Source organism: Amycolatopsis sp. NPDC051716 (assembly GCF_040681595.1).
Lineage (GTDB): Bacteria > Actinomycetota > Actinomycetes > Mycobacteriales > Pseudonocardiaceae > Amycolatopsis.
In genome coordinates, this window is record NZ_JBFAZA010000001.1 from 372,999 (window position 1) to 391,811 (window position 18,813).

General features: G+C 72.2%; 15 protein-coding genes. 11 read left to right on the forward strand and 4 right to left on the reverse strand.

Features of this window, described 5'->3' with window-relative positions; genetic code table 11:
- The first annotated feature begins 40 nt into the window (after window positions 1–40).
- The 8 genes from AB0M30_RS01800 (at window position 41) to AB0M30_RS01835 (ending at window position 8,858) form a co-directional block, all read left to right on the forward strand.
- Complete coding sequence (locus AB0M30_RS01800) at window positions 41–565, forward strand: YbaB/EbfC family nucleoid-associated protein (protein WP_364578591.1); 525 nt, start codon at window positions 41–43, stop codon at window positions 563–565.
- Window positions 566–588: 23 nt separating this feature from the next.
- The gene (locus tag AB0M30_RS01805; protein ID WP_103340271.1) at window positions 589–903 is read left to right on the forward strand and encodes a hypothetical protein; all 315 of its coding nucleotides are present in this window, start codon (window positions 589–591) and stop codon (window positions 901–903) included.
- 3 nt (window positions 904–906) lie between these two features.
- Entirely contained in the window at window positions 907–2,073 is a 1,167-nt protein-coding gene (locus AB0M30_RS01810) for a hypothetical protein (protein ID WP_364578593.1), read from the forward strand.
- Window positions 2,070–3,161 carry a hypothetical protein gene (locus AB0M30_RS01815; RefSeq protein ID WP_364578595.1) on the forward strand — a complete coding sequence of 364 codons (1,092 nt, stop codon included), beginning with the start codon at window positions 2,070–2,072 and terminating at the stop codon, window positions 3,159–3,161. Before AB0M30_RS01810 ends, AB0M30_RS01815 begins: the two co-directional genes overlap by 4 nt.
- Before the next feature lie 300 nt (window positions 3,162–3,461).
- Window positions 3,462–4,331 carry a ribokinase gene (locus AB0M30_RS01820; RefSeq protein WP_364578598.1) on the forward strand — a complete coding sequence of 290 codons (870 nt, stop codon included), beginning with the start codon at window positions 3,462–3,464 and terminating at the stop codon, window positions 4,329–4,331.
- A 28-nt stretch (window positions 4,332–4,359) separates the two neighbouring features.
- Window positions 4,360–5,097 carry a hypothetical protein gene (locus tag AB0M30_RS01825; protein ID WP_360165463.1) on the forward strand — a complete coding sequence of 246 codons (738 nt, stop codon included), beginning with the start codon at window positions 4,360–4,362 and terminating at the stop codon, window positions 5,095–5,097.
- A complete protein-coding gene (ptsP, locus tag AB0M30_RS01830) occupies window positions 5,090–6,778 on the forward strand; it encodes a phosphoenolpyruvate--protein phosphotransferase (protein WP_364578601.1) in 1,689 nt (562 codons plus the stop codon). The genes AB0M30_RS01825 and ptsP overlap by 8 nt, the downstream gene beginning before the upstream one ends.
- 613 nt (window positions 6,779–7,391) lie before the next feature.
- Window positions 7,392–8,858 (forward strand): MFS transporter, encoded by a 1,467-nt coding sequence (locus AB0M30_RS01835; RefSeq protein WP_364578603.1) that lies wholly within the window; start codon window positions 7,392–7,394, stop codon window positions 8,856–8,858.
- A 71-nt stretch (window positions 8,859–8,929) separates the two neighbouring features.
- Here the strand turns inward: AB0M30_RS01835 and AB0M30_RS01840 are convergent, their stop codons facing one another.
- On the reverse strand, window positions 8,930–9,592 hold the full coding sequence (locus AB0M30_RS01840) for a DUF1707 domain-containing protein (RefSeq protein ID WP_364578606.1): 663 nt from the start codon (window positions 9,590–9,592) through the stop codon (window positions 8,930–8,932).
- 87 nt (window positions 9,593–9,679) lie between these two features.
- Between AB0M30_RS01840 and AB0M30_RS01845 the strand changes: the two genes are divergently transcribed.
- The gene (locus AB0M30_RS01845; RefSeq protein ID WP_364578607.1) at window positions 9,680–10,717 is read left to right on the forward strand and encodes a hypothetical protein; all 1,038 of its coding nucleotides are present in this window, start codon (window positions 9,680–9,682) and stop codon (window positions 10,715–10,717) included.
- On the opposite strand, the gene AB0M30_RS01850 is transcribed toward AB0M30_RS01845, so the two are convergent.
- Genes AB0M30_RS01850 through AB0M30_RS01860 form a run of 3 tightly spaced genes read right to left on the reverse strand, consistent with a single transcriptional unit; the run spans window position 10,718 to window position 13,757 of the window.
- Complete coding sequence (locus tag AB0M30_RS01850; protein ID WP_364578610.1) at window positions 10,718–11,386, reverse strand: response regulator transcription factor; 669 nt, start codon at window positions 11,384–11,386, stop codon at window positions 10,718–10,720. It abuts the gene before it with no gap.
- Window positions 11,383–12,504 (reverse strand): DUF5931 domain-containing protein, encoded by a 1,122-nt coding sequence (locus AB0M30_RS01855; RefSeq protein WP_364578613.1) that lies wholly within the window; start codon window positions 12,502–12,504, stop codon window positions 11,383–11,385. Before AB0M30_RS01855 ends, AB0M30_RS01850 begins: the two co-directional genes overlap by 4 nt.
- Before the next feature lie 11 nt (window positions 12,505–12,515).
- A complete protein-coding gene (locus AB0M30_RS01860; RefSeq protein WP_364578615.1) occupies window positions 12,516–13,757 on the reverse strand; it encodes an AI-2E family transporter in 1,242 nt (413 codons plus the stop codon).
- Window positions 13,758–13,982: 225 nt separating this feature from the next.
- Between AB0M30_RS01860 and AB0M30_RS01865 the strand changes: the two genes are divergently transcribed.
- The gene (locus tag AB0M30_RS01865; protein WP_364578618.1) at window positions 13,983–14,981 is read left to right on the forward strand and encodes a hypothetical protein; all 999 of its coding nucleotides are present in this window, start codon (window positions 13,983–13,985) and stop codon (window positions 14,979–14,981) included.
- Window positions 14,982–15,187: 206 nt separating this feature from the next.
- A complete protein-coding gene (locus AB0M30_RS01870; protein ID WP_364578621.1) occupies window positions 15,188–18,781 on the forward strand; it encodes a PE-PGRS family protein in 3,594 nt (1,197 codons plus the stop codon).
- Window positions 18,782–18,813: the final 32 nt, after the last annotated feature.

Below are 18,813 nucleotides of genomic sequence, written 5' to 3' on the forward strand. Positions count from 1 at the left end.
GGTCGCCGTACGGTTACTGACGTGAACAGGGGAGGTTCGCGTGTCGAATCCTGAGCAGCTGATCGCGGGCTTCGAAGCCCGGATGGCGGAGTCGCAGCGGAAAGCCGATCGGATGGTCGGCGAGATCGAAGCGGTCTCGGTTTCCGAGCGCAGCAAAGACGGCCAGATCGGGGTGAAGGTCGACCACGCCGGCAACCTCGTCGGCCTGGAGATCGGCCTGAGCGTGCGGGACAAACCGGACCTCGCCGAGGAGATCCTCCGCACCGTCAAGTCCGCCCAGAGCAAGCTCGCCGGGGCGATGCGGGCCGGGGTCACCGATCCGGTCGGGCCCGAAGTGATGAACCAGCTGGTCAGCCGGCTCGAGCGGGCGTTCCCGGCGCCCGAACCGGACGGGTTCGCGCCGCCGCCGGCTGCGCCGCGCGGCGAGGGTGACCGGTTCGTGCCGGAAGAGGAGCGGCCGCCGCCCGCGGCACCGAAACCGCCGGAACCGCCGCGCGCGCCGCGCCCGCCGTCCGAAGACGGCCGCGACGACGACTACTTCAGCGACGGCGACTACCTGCGCTGAAGCGCGGGCGAGGGAGGGGAACCATGGCCGGACCAGGCGGCCCGGGCTTCGCGGTCGACCCGCAAGAGCTGCGGGAACACCGCGACCACATCGAGGCGATCACCGACCGGATCGACAAGTGCAAGGAAGCCGCCCGCGCGACCGAGCACCCCGAAGCGTTCGGTCTGCTCGGCATCCCGCTCGCGGCGATCTGCGCTCTTGCCCAGCAAGCGGCGGAGATCGCGATCGAATCGGCATCGACGTCGTCCTACGACCATTCGACCCGCATCCAGCTGTGGCAGCAGCTGAAGGAAGCCGATGAGACGGAGTTCAAGGACCTGTTCAAGGTGGAGGACTGAGCGGTGGCCGAAAACCCGTTGATCAAGACGGACGCGGCAGACGACCGCAAGGTCTGGGAAGGTGCCGGAATCGTCCAGGACTTCCTGGACGCGGGGGCCGCCGTCGCCGACGGCAACTGGACCGAAGGCCTGATGAACGCGGCGTTCGGCGCCGGCGGCCTCGCGGAACTCGTCGCGGATCCCATCGGAACCCTCGCTTCGGCCGCCGTCGGCTGGGCCATGGAGTTCTTCCCGTGGCTGCGCGAGCCGCTCGACTGGCTCACCGGCGACCAGACAGCCCTGGAGAACATGGTCGGGACCTGGGAGAACGTCGGTAAGGAACTGGAGAAGATCAGCACGGACCTCCAGGACACTGTCAAGAAGGACAGCGCCGCCTGGGAAGGCGCCTCGGCGGACGCTTACCGCGCCTTCGCCGAAGATCGTGCGGCGACGTACGCGGGGGTGGCGGCCGGGGCCGACGCGATCTCCAAGCTGGTCGACATCTGCAAAACCATCTTGGCCGTGGTGCGCTCGATCGTGCGTGACCTGATCTCCGACTGCGTCGGCAAGCTCATCAGCATCGCCTGCCGGTACCTGGGTCCGGCCCTTCCGGTGGGCATGGCCACCGAGGGCACCGCGGAAGCGGTCGAGACCGGCAGCAAGTGCATGGAGTGGATCAAGAAGCTGCTGAAGGCCTTCAAAAAGGCGCAGGAGCTGTTCCACCGCATCGGTGACATCTTCCGGCGGGTCAAGGGCGCCCTGAAACGCGGCGCGGAGAACCTGCCCGGCCCGCTGAAGAAGGTCGGCGGCCTGATCAAGAACGAACCGCGCGACACCCGGACGTTCCTCGAGAAGGTTCGCGACGAACGCCCTGAACGGCAAAAGTGGAAGGACGTCGTCTCGTCGGACAAGACGCTCGGCGAGAACCTCGAGAACGCCGGTAAGGAGTTCCGCGGCGACGTCCGGAAGGAGTTCGGCGAGAAGTTCGGGGAGAAGTTCGGGGAGAACTTCGGCAAGGAGACCTGGGAAGACGCCAAGAAGGAATGGCGCAAGGAGTCCCGGAAGAAGAAGGCCGAAGGGTTCGACGACTGGGTGGGCGGGGACGACGAGGCCTCAGAGAAAGAGACCACCGACCGGCCGCCGGTCTTCGAACAGCCGGGCACCCAGCGGATTTCGGGGTCGATCGAGTGACCGGGCCGCAGGGCGATCGTTTCGTCGTTTCGCGGACCGACGGGCCGCACTGGGTCCAGGCCGGCTTGTTCCTGTGTGTGGCCGGCGGATTCTTCTGGATGGCGTTGGCCTCGACGCAGCAGAGTCCTCGGGTGATGGGGTGGGTCTTCGGGGGGCTCATCGGGCTGCTGGGGCTGAACCTGGTCGTGCGCTCGCTCATGAAGCCGGTCCGGAACGAGCTCATCATCGAGCCCGCCGGGATTTCACGGGTGATCGGCGGAGTCGCGTGGGCGTTGCGGTGGGACGAGCTCCGGGCGGTTTCGGTCGTCAAGGGCAAGCAGAAGGCCGCCCGTCACCAGGTCGTGCTCCGCCCCGCCGACGACCGCTTCGAAAGCCGCAGCCGGAGCCTCGTCCGCATCGGTGACGGCTTCCTGGTGGCCGGGCTGGAGCTGTACGAAACAGAAGTCCCGCGCGTGCGGGAGCAACTGGCGAAGCACGTCGCCGTCACGGCCGAACAGGTCGCCGACGTGCAGGTTCCCGCCCCACCACCACCACCGGTCCCGGCTGCGGCGCCGGAGTGGGTGCCGCCGCCGGTCGAGCCGTCCGGTTCCGTCACGATCCACGTCAACGGCTGGAACCGGGTGCTGCTCCGCTGGGTGCGGTTCTTCGCCCTCATGATCGAGGTGGGGCTCGGCGCGGTGATCGAGTTCGGCCCGCGGAACGGGATCCGCACCGCGTGCCTCGTCGTGTTCATCGCCGTCTTCGCCGGCGTGTCCTGGTGGGCGGTCCTCGAACAACAGAGCCGTTCCCGGAAGTCGCGGGTCCTGCTGGAGCTTTCGGCCGCCGGCCTCCGGTGGACGACGTACTACCGGAAGTTCACGATCTCGTGGGCGGAGATCGCGGAGCTGAGGCTGCCGTCCGGGCTCCTCGAGTTCCGGCCCGCCGCCGTCGACTTCCCGCTCGACCGTCCGGACCTCGAGTCCCTGCGGCTGGGCGACGGCTGGTACCGGCTGCCACGCACCTTGAGCGCGACGGCGGTCAAGCAATTCGAAACGCACATCCGCGGCGTCTTGCCGGCGGGCGTGCCTCTGGCGCTCGGCCAGGGGTGACGGGGGCGCCGCCGACGCCGATCACTCGGGGGGCTACGTGATCGGCGCCGGCGACCCGATGCCCTGCCCGGCTCGCGCCGGTTGGGGCAACGTCATCACGTCTCCGCGATGACGCACCAGGAGAGCGGGACCGGAGCCACCAAGTGACGGCCGGGGGACGGACATCCCCCGATCGAGTGACGGCCTTCCGCTGCTCGCATGATTGTCGCACTCAGCCCCGGATAAGTTACAAAAACCTTCACTTTCTCCTTGCTTGCCGGTGCTGACCTGGTCCGGGCCGGTTTCTGGCACAGTGCGGGTATGAACTCCGACGTCCTCGTTGTGGGATCCGCCAATGCCGACCTCGTCGTCGCGGTGGATCGGCGGCCGGGCGGTGGGGAGACGGTGCTGGGCGGCGACACCGTGCTCTCGCCGGGTGGAAAGGGCGCCAACACGGCGGTCGCGGCGGGCCGGCTCGGCGCGGACGTCGCGCTGCTCGGCGCCGTCGGCGACGATCCCTACGGCAGGCTGCTGCTCGATTCGCTCCGCGCCGCCGGCGTCGACACGGGGCTAGTGCGCACCAGCGACCGGCCGACCGGCATCGCCTACATCACCGTCACCCCGGACGGCGAGAACTCGATCCTCGTCTCCCCCGGCGCCAACTCCAGCCTGGAGCCCGCCGACGTCGACGCCGTCTTCGACGGGGTGGAGGTCGTGGTCCTCTCGCTGGAGGTGCCGCTGCCGGCCGTCGAGCACGCCGTCGCGCGGGCCGCCGAAAAGGGGGTGCGGGTACTGCTGAACCTGTCACCGGCGGCAAAGCTCTCCCCGGAGACCCTGGCCAGGCTCGACGTTCTGCTGGTCAACGAGCACGAGGCCGCTTGGCTCGCCGGACCCGGCGCGGACTTCCGGAAGCTGCTCGACCTCGGGCCGCGGGCGGCCGTCGTCACGCTCGGCGCGGCCGGTGCGGTCGTCGTCGAAGCCGGGTCGGTGAGCCGGGTGGAGTCGCCGGAGGTCGAGGCCGTGGACACCACGGGAGCCGGGGACGCCTTCGCCGGTGCGCTCGCCGCGTCGCTCGCCGACGGTGCCGACCTGGTCGCCGCGGCGAAGCGAGCCGTGCGCGTCGCGGCGTTCAGCGTGACGCGGCACGGCGCGCAGCCCTCCTACCCCACCGCCGCCGACCTGGGGGAATGATCACCCGCGTCGTCGTGTTGCAGGTCACATGGGCGACTCATTCGACTCGGCCTGGTGGCGCGGCTACGCCGCTCAGCTGCGGGCGATCGCGGACGCACGCCGTCCCGACCGGCTCGCGATCATGCCGCTCGACGAAACCCTCAAGGCGCTCGGCAAGCAGACCGAGCTCGACGAAGGCGTCTACGACGTACCGCTGGAGGGGGTCGTCGGCACGGTCGCCCGCGCCGGCGACTTCGACCGCGAGTTCCGCCCCCGCAACCGCGCGCTGCGCGACCGCTGGGAGCACCTGACGCGGACGTCGGCGGACCTGCCGCCGGTGCGGCTCGTGCGGCTTTCCGACATGTTCTTCGTCGAGGACGGCCACCACCGCGTCGGCATCGCCCGGGCGCGCGGCGTCCGGACCATCCGCGCGCGGGTCCGCTGGATCAGCACGGTCGCGTGCGCGCTGCGCTGCCTGACGCTCGCCGACCTGCCGTCGAAGACCGCCGAGCGCATGTTCCTCGAGCGCGTGCCGCTGCCGGACGACGTCCGCCTCGGGCTGTGGCTCGACGACCCGGCCGACTGGTTCCGGCTCGCCGACTCGGCCGAGGCCTGGGGTTTCCGCCGTATGCTGGCCGGACGGCCCGTCCACAGCCGCGACGAATTGGCCGACTCCTGGTGGCGCGAGGAGGTCCGGCCGGTGCTCGACCAGGTACGGCACCGCGGTTTGTGCCCGCCACCACGAGATATCCAGGCGTACCTGAGTTATGGTCTAGACCATGCCTGAGTTTGATGCCGCCTCCGCTGAGTCCGATGCCGCCTCCGCGGGGAGGAGTGCGTCGGAGGGGTCCCTGAGCGGGGTCGCCGTCAGCCCCGGCCGCGCGAGTGGTCCCGTCGTCCGCGTCGCGGAGCCGCTCGGCGAGCCCGCCGCGACCCCCGTCCCGGCCGACCCGGCCGCCGAGGCCGCCCGGATCGCGCCCGCGGCCGCGACCGTCGCCGGCCGGCTGGAGAAACAGGCCGAGACCGCCACCGGCGAGGCCGCGACGATCCTCATCACCACCGCGGCGATGGCGGCCGACCCGGCGCTCACGGCCCAGGCCGAAACGCTGGTCAAGACGCAGGGCCTGCCCGCCGCGCGCGCCGTCTACCAGGCCGCCGAAGGCTTCGCCGAAGCGCTGGCCGCGGCCGGCGGGTACATGGCGGAGCGCGTCCGGGACGTGCGCGACGTGCGCGACCGGCTGATCGCCGAGCTGCTCGGCATCGCGCCGCCGGGGGTGCCCGAGCTGGCGTCGCCGAGTGTCTTGGTCGCCCGCGACCTCGCACCGGCCGACACCGCCGGCCTCGACCCGGCGAAGGTGCTCGCCCTGGTCACCGAAGAGGGCGGCCCCACCAGTCACACCGCGATCCTCGCCCGGGCGCTGGGCATCCCGGCCGTGGTCGCGGTGCGCGGGCTGCTCGCACTGGACGCGCAAGCGCTTGCGGTCGACGGCGACACGGGCACGGTCGAGGTCGCCGACTCGTCGGCCCCGGTCGTCGCGGCAACGGTGGCCCAGCTCGCCGAGTGGAACGGCACGGGCGCCACCGCCGACGGTCACCGCGTAAAGGTCTACGGCAACGTCGGCTCCCCGGCCGACGCCCAGGCCGCGGCCGACGCGGGTGCCGAAGGGGTCGGCCTGTTCCGCACGGAGTTCTGCTACCTGGACGCCTCGGACGAGCCCTCGGTCGCCGATCAGCGCGCGGCGTACACGGCGGTGCTTTCGCCCTTCCGCGGCAAGCCGGTGATCGTGCGGACCCTCGACGCGGGCGCCGACAAGCCCCTGGCGTTCCTGTCCCCGGAAGCCGAGCCGAACCCGGCGCTCGGCGTCCGCGGCCTGCGCGTGGCGTTCGACCGTCCCGAGGTACTGGACCGCCAGCTCGAGGCCATCGCGGGCGCGGCCGAGGATTCCGGCGCCGAGGTCTCGGTGATGGCGCCGATGGTGGCCACGGTCGAGGAAGCGGCCTGGTTCGCATCACGGGTAAGGGCCGCGGGCATCGACCGGGCGGGCGTGATGATCGAGATCCCGGCGGCGGCACTGAGCGCCCGCGAGATCCTGGAGGCGGTCGACTTCGTCTCGGTGGGCACGAACGACCTGGCCCAGTACACGTTCGCGGCGGACCGCCAGCTGGGCGCGGTGGCCAAGCTCAACGACCCGTGGCAGCCGGCCCTCTTGCGCCTGCTGAAGCTGATCGGCGACGCGGCCAAGGCCACGGGCAAACCGGCCGGCGTCTGCGGCGAAGCGGCGGCCGACCCGCGACTCGCCCTGGTCCTGGCGGGCTTGGGCCTGACCAGCCTGTCGATGAACGCCCCGGCAGTCCGCGCGGTGGGAGCCAGCCTGGCGGCGACGACCCTCGCGGAGTGCGAAGCCCTGGCGGAAGCAACCCTGGCCACATCGGACCCGACATCAGCCCGAGCGGCGGCGCGCCCCTGAGGAACTACGACTGATGGCCTGGGTTCGGGCCTTGGCTCGCCTCGGCCGGCGCTGATTGGTTCGACAGGGCCGGCTCGGATCGCTGCGGCTTGCTCGGGGCTGCTCCTTTGGCCGGGCTCGCCCTGGGCCGGGCTCGCTGCGACTCGGCCCGGCGGGGTTCAGGTCTGCTTGCCCGGCGGCTCTGTTCGCCATGGCCCGATCCCCGTGGCGAGCCCAGCCCCGGCTCGCCAAGGCCTGGCGTGCCGGGCCCGAGCCGTTCCCCGACCGGAGCCGACTCGCCCGACCCCCGAACTCGGGCGGGCTTGTCATCACACCCGGCTCGGTCGTTTCGCTCCAGCGCGAATCATGCCTCCGCCGCGGGGGCGCCCCCCACTTTCAGTCTATCGGTCATCACCGACAGTGCCGACCTGTGCGAACCTGGAGCAGCGTGGTTGTCCACAATTATCGAGGGGTGTGGACAACCCGCCTCGACTTTCACGAAGGCCGTCCCGCGATCTCCGGGACGGCCTTCGGTGCGTTCGATCCGAAAAGATTCCGGGCCGTTGTCGATCCCGCCCGTGGCCGCTCGACGCAGGGGTGAGAAGCGAAGCACCCGAGTCGAGAGGACCTCACCATGACCGCCACCATCTCCGGCCCGGCCGAAGCCGCACCGGCCGAAGCCGCCCCGGCCGAAACCGGGCCGGCGGTCGCCGGCGACTCGGCGCGAGCCGTCCGGGCTGGGCGTCGGGAGTGGGTTGGGCTGGCCGTGCTGGCGCTGCCCACCCTGCTCGTCTCGCTCGACGTCTTCGTCCTTGTGCTCGCCCTGCCGAAACTCGCCGTCAGCCTGCACGCCGATGGCACCGCACAGCTCTGGATCATGGACACCTACGGCTTCATGGTCGCCGGGTTCATGGTCACCATGGGGACCCTCGGCGATCGGATCGGCCGCCGGAGGCTGCTGCTCATCGGGGCCGCCGCCTTCGGGGGTGCCTCCGTTCTCGCCGCCTTCTCCACCAGTGCCGGGATGCTCATCGCCGCTCGGGCGGCGCTCGGGATCGCCGGGGCCACGCTCGGTCCCTCGACCCTCTCGCTCATCGGCACCATGTTCGAAAACCCGCGGCAGCGGGCCGAAGCCATCGGGATCTGGGCCGGCTGCTTCACCGTCGGCGCGATCGTCGGGCCGATGGTCGGCGGCTTCATGCTCGAACACTTCTGGTGGGGCTCGGTGTTCCTGCTCGGTGTCCCCGCCATGGTCCTCCTGCTCGTCATCGGCCCGAAGCTGCTGCCGGAGTACCGGGACGAGACCGCCGGCCGCCTCGATCTGCCGAGCGTCGCGCTCTCCCTCGCCGCGATCCTGCCCGTCGTCTACGGCGTCAAGGAACTCGCGCGCGATGGTGTCCACCTCACCGCCGTGCTCGCGCTCGGTGCCGGCCTGGTCATCGGGTTCGTCTTCGTGAAGCGGCAGCGCGCCCTCGCCGACCCGCTCATCGACTTCGGCCTGTTCGCCGCGAAGGCGTTCCGCACCACCCTCGGCGGGATGCTGCTGTTCAGCATGCTCGGCGGCACCACCATGCTGTTCGTCGCACAGTTCTTCCAGCTGGCGCAGCACCTGTCTCCGGTCGGGGCCGCGCTGGGGCTGCTGCCCGGGATGGCCGGCTCGACCGTCAGCTTCCTCGCCGCTCCCGTGCTCGCCCGCCGGGTGCGGCCCGGTGCGCTGATCGCCGGCGGCGTTGCGCTCGCCGCGGCCGGCATGGCGATCCTCGCCCTCGTCGAGCCCGCGGCCGGACCGGTGTGGCCGGCCCTCGGGTTCGCCGTGACGTCGCTGGGTGTCGGGCCGATGGTCGCGCTGGGCACCGATCTCGTCGTCGGCTCGGTTCCGGTGCGGAAGGCGGGCGCCGCCGCTTCGCTGGCCCAGACCGTCAACGAGTTCGGCTACTCCTTCGGCCTCGCCACCGTCGGCACGCTGGGCAACGCCGTCGCCCGCTCCTACGGCCTCCCCGCCGGGCTGCACGTCGCCGCCGGGCTGGCCGCCGTCGCCTTCGCCGTGCTGGTCTGGTTCGTCGCCCGGCACCTGCGGTCGATCCGGCCGCTGGCCGCCTGACGAGCGAAGGCCTCCCCACCCGATGCCTGGGTGGGGAGGCCTTCTTGACGCCGGGGGCAGAGGGGCCCCGGCTAGCCGAAGAGGCCGCGCCGCGGGTGCCGGATGACCAGCGATCCGCCGTGCACGCGGCCGCTCAGCACGTACCGGGGGTTGCCCATCCGGCCGTTGCTGCGCGTCTTGTCCTCCATCGCGCCGAACTTGACGTCGCTGATCGCGTTCAAGTCCACCGCCGCGTGCTCCGGGATGATGATCTCGACCGAGCCCCACTTGGCGTCCAGCTCGATGTGCACCACCGGCGACTGCACCTGGGCCTCGGTGAAGTCGAGCTTCGTCGAGCCGTACTTGTTGCGCACGACCAGCTCGGACGGCACCACCCAAGGCCCGCCGCGGTGCAGCGACGAATACTTCGCGTTCAGCTCGAAGCGCTGTCCGGTCGAGTAGCCGCCGTAGCCCACCGGAGGCGCGTACGACGGCGCGGCGGTGAGGGCCGCTGCCGGGTGGTAGAGGCCGGCCAGGTCGGCCAGCACGGCGTTCAGCTCGCCGCGCGTCCTCGACGCCAGCGCGCGGTCGGTGCGCTCGGTGAACTCGTCGAGGTCGAGCATGCCGCGGCCGATCGCCTTCTGCAGCACGCCGACGACGTGCTCGCGCTCGTCGTCGGACACCCGGAGATCGCGCTCGCTCAACGGCTTGGTCTCGGTCACCGGTTCCGCCGTCGTGGTCTCTTCCTCACCCATGTCCACGATGGTAGAACCGGATTTCTCCAGGGAGATCGGGGGAAAACCCTGAACGGACCCGTAGTCCGCGCGGCCGCCGCGCTCGGCGTGGCGCTGATCCTGCTGTCCGGGTGCACCGCCGATGGACCGGCACCGCCACCCCCGCCGGCCACGAGCACGACGCCGACCGCTCCGCCGACCCTGCCCGAGGGGCTCGTCGGCGGGCCGGCGACCGGCGGTATCGGCATCACCGCTCTGCTCCCCACCACCGGCCCGACCCTGTTCGACGCCGACCGCGGATCCGTCGCCACCCCGCCGGGCTATCCCGGGGGCGACGTCGGGATGAGCGTCCTGCGGGTCGGGAAGTCCGCTGTCCTGATCGCTTACCCGGCCGGCACGACCGACCCGCTCGAGGCCTTCGTCTACACCGGCCCCGCGAGTCCGCCGCGCTCGCTCGGCCACGCCTGGTCGGTGGCGCCCGCCGTCGACGGCGAGAGCGTGTGGGTCATCCGGCCGGACGCGCCCGACGCGTGCCGGCTGCAGCGCGTCTCGCTCTCCGGCGGCGAGCTCGGCCCAGGCCAGCCCGCCAGCTGCCGCACCGAGGTCCGCGCCGGGACGCCGCACGGCCTGCTGATCACCATCGACTCCGGCAACACCTCCTCGACGGACGCCCTGATCGACCCCGACACCGGCCGCACGGTCCAGCAGGCGCCGCGCATCCTCGGCGTCGCGGGCGATTGGATGCTCCTCGACGGCCTGACCGAGCTCACCCTCGTCGACCTGCGGAACAACCGCCACCAGCAGCTCAGCCGGCCGGTGATCGCGCGGACGCCCACCGTCGTCCCGTCCCGGGACGGCGGCGTCTGGGCCGTCGACTTCGCCGACCCCGCCTACCGCAGCACCAGCACGCAGACCCGCGACCTCTGGCTGCTGCACCCGGACACGCCGAACTGGGAGCACGTCGCGGCCATGCCGTTCATCACCGAGCACCTCAAGCGCGGCGGCGGGTTCGGCTGGTCCGACGCCGGCGACCTCGTGCTGGCCGACGGCGTCCTCGCCGCCTGGCACCCGGGCGAGCCCCGGTGGCGCCTCGGCAAGGCCGCGCTGCCGACGAGCACCTGGTCCGGCTTCGCCGTTTTGCCGTAGCTACTCCTCGTCGAGGCCGTGCTCGATCGCGTACCGGGCCAGCTCGACGCGGTTGTGCAGCTGCAGCTTCCGCAGCGTCGACTGCACGTGGTTCTCCACCGTGCGGTGCGACAGCACGAGCCGTTCGGCGATCTGCCGCGCGGTCAGCCCCTTGGCGACCAGGCGCAGGACGTCGGTTTCGCGCTCGGTCAGCCGGGGTGGCTCGGCACCCGCGGCGTCCGCGATCGACGCGTCGGCCATCCGCCGGTACTCGCCGAGCACCAGGCCGGCCAGGCCCGCGGTGAACACCGGGTCGCCGGCGGCGGTGCGGTGGACGGCGTCGACCAGCTCCACCGCCGACGCCGACTTGACCAGGTAGCCGGACGCGCCGGCCTTCACCGCCTCCAGGACGTCCTTGTGCTCGCCGCTCGCCGACAGCACCAACACCTTCGTCGACGGCAGCGCCGCGGTGATCTCGCGTGTCGCGTCCACGCCCGAAGTGCTGCCCAAGTTCAAGTCCATGAGGACGACGTCCGGCTGCACGGTCCGGGCGATCCGCAGCGCCGCCTCGGCGTCCGGCGCGGTCGCCCGCACGTCGAAGCCGTGCTCGGTCAGGTCGCGGGCCACCCCGTCCCGCCAGATCGGGTGGTCGTCGACCACCATCACCGAAATCCGCGGTTCGTCGCTCATCTCGCACCCCTCGTGCTCGGCACCCTGACCTCCCACTCCGTGCCCCGGCCGGGCCCGGTGTCGAGGGTCGCGCTCCCGCCGAGGTCGCGGACCCGCCCCCGGATGGATTCCACCACGCCGAGGTGCCCTTCCGCGGCGGCTTGCTCGAGAACGCCGTCCGGTATGCCCGGTCCGTCGTCGCGGATGCTCACCACGACCTCGTCGCCGAGGTCCTCCAGCAGCACCCACGCGTGCGCGTCCGGGCCCGCGTGCTTCTCGACGTTCGCCAGCGCTTCGCGGGTCACGGCGAGCAGTTCGCCGGTGACGTGCGCCGGCAGCTCGACGTCGTCCGCCGGGGCCGAAACCTGCACCGACGGTGTCGCGAGCACCTGCAACGCGGCACGCAGGCTCAGCTGACCGCTGTCGTTCGGCGCCGCCGGCTCGGTGGTCACCAGCGACCGCAGGGCGATCTCCTGCTCGCCGGCCAGCCGGGCCAGCTCCGCCGCTTCACCGCCGACCTCGTTGCCGCGCTTGCGGACCCGCGCGAGCACCTGCAGCACGCTGTCGTGGATCGACCGGGCCAGCCGCTCCCGCTCGGCCGTCGCCGCTTCCTTCCGCAGCGCCTGCTCCAGCCGCGCCGCCGACCGGCGGGCCATCGTCGAGGCCATGCCGACGAGCAGGCCGGCGGCGGCGAGCAGGACGCCGTCGCGGGCGACGTCGAGGTCGAACTTCTCCCGCGCCAGCCCGGTCGCCACGCCGACGACCAGCCCGGCGAGCACCCCGCCGGCCGCGCCGAACCGCGCGCCCGCGGCGACCGGCGGCACGGCCGCCCAGACCGTGGTGATGAGCGGGACGTTCAGCGCGAACTGCGCGTCGCTCAGCACCCACGGCGAGGTCAGCAGCAACCCGGTGGACAGCACGAGGTCGAAGACCACCAGCGCCGGCGGCCGCGTCCGCTCGCGCAGGTAGAAGAAACTGCTGACGACCGACCACACGGCCATCACGCCGAGGATCGTCCACGCCAGCCACTCGCGCTGGTACTGACCGCTTTGGACGATCACCGTGCCGCAGGCGAACGCCCAGGTGAGGAAGCGGAAGGCGAGCACGCCCCGCCACATGGGCGTGACCGGGTCGGGCATCCGCCGGACGGTCACGGCTTTTTGCTGCGCGTCGGCGGCTCCGCCGTGGAGGAGCCGGCTTCGGCTTCGCCGACCGTCGCGATTTCGGCCTTAGAAGACCCGGGCTCGGCGTCGTTCGGCTGCGCGGCCTGGTCCTTGAGGACGTTCACCTCGGCCGGGTCCGGGTTGGTCTCGTGCAGCAGCGAGCGCACCCCGGCGTTCAGCACGGCCAGCAGCGGCACGGCCAGCAGCGCGCCGGCGATCCCGCCGGCGACCAGGCCGGCGGTGATGGCCAGGACGACGGCGAGCGGGTGCAGCTTCACCGCCCGCCCGAGCAGCAGCGGCTGCAGGATGTGGCTTTCCAGCTGCATCACGCCGATCACGATGGCCAGCACGATCACCGCGCCGATGAACCCGTTGGTCACCAGCGCGATCAGCACGGCGACGCCGCCGGTGATGACCGCGCCGATGATGGGGATGAACGCGCCGATGAACACCAGCGTCGCCAGCGGGATCACCAGCGGGACGCGCATGATCCACAGGCCGACCCCGATGCCGACGGCGTCGACCACGGCGACCGCGGCCGTCGCCCGCACATAGCTGACCAGCGACGCGAAGCCGCGGCGCCCGGCGACGTCGACTCGGTTGCGGACCCGCTGCGGCACGGCGCGGACCAGGAACGACCAGATGCCGTCCCCGCCGCTGAGGAAGAAGATCGTGATGAACAGCGTCAGCAGGAAGCCGGTGAGGATCTCGCCGACGGTGCTCGCCGTGGTCAGCGCGGTCGTCGTGATCGACGCCTGGTTGTTCTGGATGAACCCGATCGCCTGGTTGATGAAGTCCTGGATCTGCTCCTGGCGCAGGTGCGGCGGCCCGTTGAGCAGCCAGTTCTTGATCTGGTCGAGGCTCGCGTTCACCTGCTGCTGCAGCTGCGGCAGGCCGGAGGAGAACTGCGTGACGACGAACGTCAGCAGCCCGCCCAGCACGGCCAGACCGGCGATCAGCACGATGGCCGTCGCCAGCCCCCGCGGGAACTTCACCGCCACCAGCTTCTGCACCGCCGGCGCGAGCAGCGCGGACACCAGCAGGGCGATGGACAGCGGGATGACGACCACCGAGAGGTAACCGATCAGCCAGACCACGGCGTACAGGGCCGCGGCCACTACGATCAACCGCCACGCGAGTGCGGCACTTATGCGTAGGCCCCGGGGGACCAGGCCGGTGACGTCCTCGTGCTCCGGCAGGAACGGGTCTTCGCGTCGCGCGTGGGTCACCGGCTCACCGTAGCGGCTGCACCGTCCGATTCGGCCGCTTTCCGACGGCCGCGTCCGACACACCAGCCGGCCAGGCACGATCACCGACCGTCAAACCGGGCTACACCGTGTGTCTTTCACACGATGGGGGCATCAAGTCGCGTCGAGGGTGCGCGGCGCGGTGCCGATTTGATTAGGTCGCTTTCGCAACGACCTGATCACGAACGAAGTACGAGGAGACGACGAGTGGCGAACACCGCGACGAACGAGGGGCAGGGCGCCAAGCGCGCCGGCCGTCTCGTGTCGCGTGCGCTGCTCGTGCTCGGCGGCGCGGTGGCGGGCACCGCCGCCGCGTGGCTCGTCTCCGGCGCCACCGCTTCCGCGGACACCGCGGCCGGCCCGACCGTCGAGGTCGGCACCGCCTCCGTCACGCCGGTCACCGACGCCACGGCGGCCGGGCTCGGCGACGCGAACCGCGGTGCCGGGCACTTCGCGGGGGACGTCGCCGGCGAGGTCGCCGACGCGGTCTGCCACCAGGACGCGACGACCTGGAGCGAGCCGCAGGCCCCGCGCCCGTGCGGCCGCACCGACGCCGCCACCCTGCAGCACGAGGTCTCCGAGCACGTCGGCAACTCCGTCACGGACCTCGCCGACGACGCGGTGCTGAGCCCGGCCCAGCGCACCCTCGGCGCGTTCGAGCACATCGCGCGCAAGCCGGAAGACACCCGCCAGGTCATCGAGCAGACCATCGCCCCCGAGCCGGCCACCGACTTCGGCCGCCACGTGTGGCAGCTGCTCGACCCGGCCCAGCACGGCGGCCTGGTCCCGCTTCCCGTCCTCCCGGGCCTCGTCCCGGTCGAGCAGGAGCCGGTGACCTCCGGCGCCGGCCAGGCGGCGGGCACCCCCGCCGGCCCGGCCGTCGAACTTCCCGCCGCGCAGCGAGCCGCGCTCGCGATGCCGGCGGGCTGGCAGTACGACGACAGCACCGATGCCGCGGGCCACGCCCGCAACGGGCACCGTGACCTGCCGTCGCCGCTGACTCCGGCGCAGCTTCCGATCGCGCCGGCCGTCCCCACCGCCCCGGGTGGCACCACGGCCCCCGGTGGACACCTCGACGGCTTCAACTTCGGCGTCCCCTTCTGGACGACCGATGCCGTCGACACCGCCGTCGCGGCGATGAGCCGCGCCGGCCTGCGCCACTCGCTGCGCACCCCGGGCGAACAGCCCGGCGTCACTCCTGACTGAACACCTCCCTTCACGGGCCGCTGACGCGTCCACGTCCGTCCTTCGCTGACGGCTTCGCGTCCGCTCCATCCCCGTGACACGGCGGTGCGCTTTCTCGCGCCCGCACCAAGTGCCATCCCCTCGGTGCGCTCGGACGCCATTCCCCTTTTCGACGAGCGCACACCCATGAACCCGCAAGGGAACCCGAAATAAAGGAGAAAAACCCCATGCAGACGTGGGCAAAGCGCGGACTCCAGACCGCATTTGTCACGGGTGGGTTGCTGATGCTGGGCACCGGCATCGCCTCGGCTGACGAGAACGTCAACCCTGACACCCCTGCCTCCCCGCTCGACCTGAACGTCACGGTTCCGATCCAGGAAGCCAACAACGCGGTCGGCGTCCCGTTCGGCCAGCTGGACCTGCCCGCCGGGCAGACGGAGCTGAGCACCAAGCCGGCCACCAAGGCCGCGAACGAGGCCGCGAAGCAGTTCGACCAGGCCAGCCCGATCAGCGACAGCACGCTGGTCGGCAAGTTCACCCCGAGCCACCGGAACCTCAAGGGCAACAAGGTCACCGGCGACCTCGTCGTCCCGATCCAGATCGTCGACAACGCGATCGGCGTGATCGGCGACGCGAACGTCGCGGGCACCGACCACTCGCAGACCTGGTCGCACGACCAGGACGTCAAGACGACGGGCCAGGACTCCAGCCTCGCGGGCAACGCCGTCGTCCTCGACTGGGCGCTCCCCGTCCAGATCGCCGGGAACGGCGGCGGCGTCGCCGGCGGCACCGGCCGCGTGATCGGTGGGTCGGCCAGCCAGAGCACCACCGAGACCGGTGACGTCGACACCGACGGCGACGGCTCTTCGCTCTCCGGCAACGTGGTGGCGGGCCAGTTCGCCACTCCGGTGCAGGTGACCGGCAACGCCGCGTCCTACCTGCTCGGCAACGGGCAGAGCCACGGCTACTCCGCCGACACCGTCGCCGCCTCCGGTGGCTCGCTGCTGAGCTCCGGCGACCGGGCCTCCGGGTCGGGCAACGTGGTCGGCGCGCCGATCGCCCTGCCGGTCAAGTTCAACTGCAACTCCGGTGCGGTGTGGGGCTCGCTGTCGAACTCGGACGGCTGCAACACCTCCGACGACGCCACGGCCGGCGCCAACCGCCTGTTCCGCGGCGGCAGCCCGGCCTACCTCACGACCAGCGGCAACGACTCGTTCCTGTCCGGCAACGCCGGATCGGCCGCGCTGTCCCCGATCGCGAACGTCGCGGGTGTCGCGGGCTCGTGGATCGGCAACGCCTCGGCGGGTCTCCCCGAAGCCGGCAGCTCCTCCAGCACTGCCGACTCGGGTGGCCTGGTCACGACCGCCGGTGACAACTCGAGCGGGTCGGGCAACGTCCTGAACCCGGCGATCGCGCTGCCGGTCGAGGCCTTCGGCATCGGTGGCACCTACATCGGCCAGGCGAACGCCGCGCACGACAACACCACCGACGCCACCGCCGGCAACGGCAGCTACACCCGCGGCAACGGCGCCTTCCTCGGCGGCAACATCGTCAACTCCCAGGCCGCGGGCGCGCCCGAGGTCTTCGGTGTCGGCGGCAGCCACATCGGCAACGCGACCGGCGCGGCGACCGAGGACAAGAAGGTCATCGCCGGCGGGTACGACGGCACGCTGGGCAACAACTCGTCCGGCTCGGGCAACATCGTCCAGGTGCCGGTCGGCCTCCCCGCCGAGGTCTTCGGCATCGGCGGCTCGTTCATCGGCCAGGGCTCCGGCGCGGCCGACGAGACCAAGGTCGTCTCCGGCGGCGGCGGTGGCAACACCCACGATGACAACGGCTTCCTGAGCTCCAACCTGGGCACGGTGCCGGCGTCGCTGCCGGTGCAGGTCGCCAACATCGGTGGCGCCTTCATCGGCCAGGGCCACGGCAAGGGCTCGACCGACACGACGTCCAACGCGGGCGGCGACGTCAAGGCCACCGGCCCGGCGGGCGCCGGCGCGGGCAACATCATCGAGGCCCCGGTCGCGCTGCCCGTGCAGGCGATGGGCGTCGGTGGCGCCCTCGGCGGCATCGGCACCGGTGAGAACGACAACATCACCGACGCGACGGCGGGCGGCAACGCCCTGACCGACGGCCGCGACGGTGCGCTGACCGGCAACATCGTGAAGGCCCCGATCGCGGGCGCCGGCACGGTCTTCAGCGACGGGATCGCGGCGGCCGCGCTGGGCACCGGCGCGGGCACCAACGACGTCGAGTCGCAGGCGGGCGGCAACTCCACCACCAACGGCGACCGCGGCAGCGTGGCCGGCAACATCATCGGCGCCGACCCGCTGGCGGTGGCGCAGGTCTTCGGTGACGCCGCCAGCGTGGCGGGTGTCGCCAAGGGCGCCGGCATCAACATGACCGAGGTGGAGAACTCGGGCGACGACACCACCTCCGGTGTCGAAGGCGCGATCTCCGGCAACATCCTCGACCTGCCGGTGACCGCGATCGCGCAGCTGTTCGGCGACGCGGCGACCGTGGGCGGCGTCGCGCACGCCGTCGGCGAGAACACGCTGACCACGGAGAACGGCGGCAAGGCCGTCACCACGGGCGACCAGTCCAGCCTGTCGGGCGTCAACCTGTACCACGCGTTCGCGCTCCCGGTGCAGATCTTCGGCGTGCCCCTCGAGCTGCTCGGCGTCGCCACCGCCTACGCGACGGACGCGACGAGCATCGACGACGAGACCGCGGACCCCATCGCGTTCCCGCACGAGGGCTCGGAGCTGGCGGCCGACGAGCTGCCGTCGCTGGCCGCGCTCCGCAGTGGCCTGCCCACCCAGGGCGGTCTGCCCACCCAGGGCGGACTGCCGTCGCTGGACGGGCTGTCGGGCAAGCTGCCGGTCGCCGGTCTGGTCGGCGGGCTTCCGTCGCTGAACGGGCTGACCAGCGCGGTGCAGACCAACAACGTGTCCACCCAGGGGCTGCCCACCCAGGGCCTGCCCATGCGGGCGCTGCCCGCGGTGGCCGGGCTCGTCGGCAATCTGCGGACCGCCGAGCTGCCCACCCAGAGCCTGCCCGCGGTGGCCGGGCTCGTCGGCAACCTGCCGGCCGCCAAGCTGCCCACCCAGGGCCTGCCCGCGGTGGCCGGGCTCGCGAGCAACCTGCCGACCGCCGGGCTGCCCACCCAGGGCCTGCCCGCGCTGCCGGTCGCGGCTCCGCTGGCCACCAAGCGCGCCGACGTGCCGCCGGTGACCAGCCCGCTGTCGGGTGCCTCGGGTCTGGCGCACCTGCCGGCTCCGGCGCTGCCCTCGGCCCCGGCGCTGCCGGTGAACGGCCTGGCGTCGCTGGGTTCCCTCGGGGGCCACGGCACCGAGCGTGCGGACGTGCCGGCTGCCGGCCTGCCCGTCGCGCTGCCGGCCCTGGGTGGCGTTCCGGCGCTGCCGAAGCCGGCCCTGCCCTCCGCCTCGGCGCTGCCGAAGCCGGCCCTGCCGGCGCTGCCCTCGGTCCCGGCGCTGCCGGTGAACGGCCTGGCGTCGCTGGGCACCCTCGGGGGCCACGGCACCCAGCGTGCGGACGTGCCGGCCACCGGCCTGCCCGTCGCGGCCCCGGCCCTGCCCGTCGCGGCCCCGGCCCTGCCCGTCGCCCTGCCGACGGCGCTGCCCACCGCGCTGCCGACGGCCCTGCCGACGGCTCTGCCGACCGCGCTGCCGGCCGTCCCGGCCCTGCCGGTGAACGCGAAGCTGCCGGTGCTGGACAGCACCCCGCAGGTGCCGGCGATGTCGGGTCTGGACTCGACCGGCTTCCTCGCGAAGCTGCTGGGTCTGGTGAAGCGCAAGTAGTGCGGTGACGCCGGCGGGTTCTCCGGAACCGG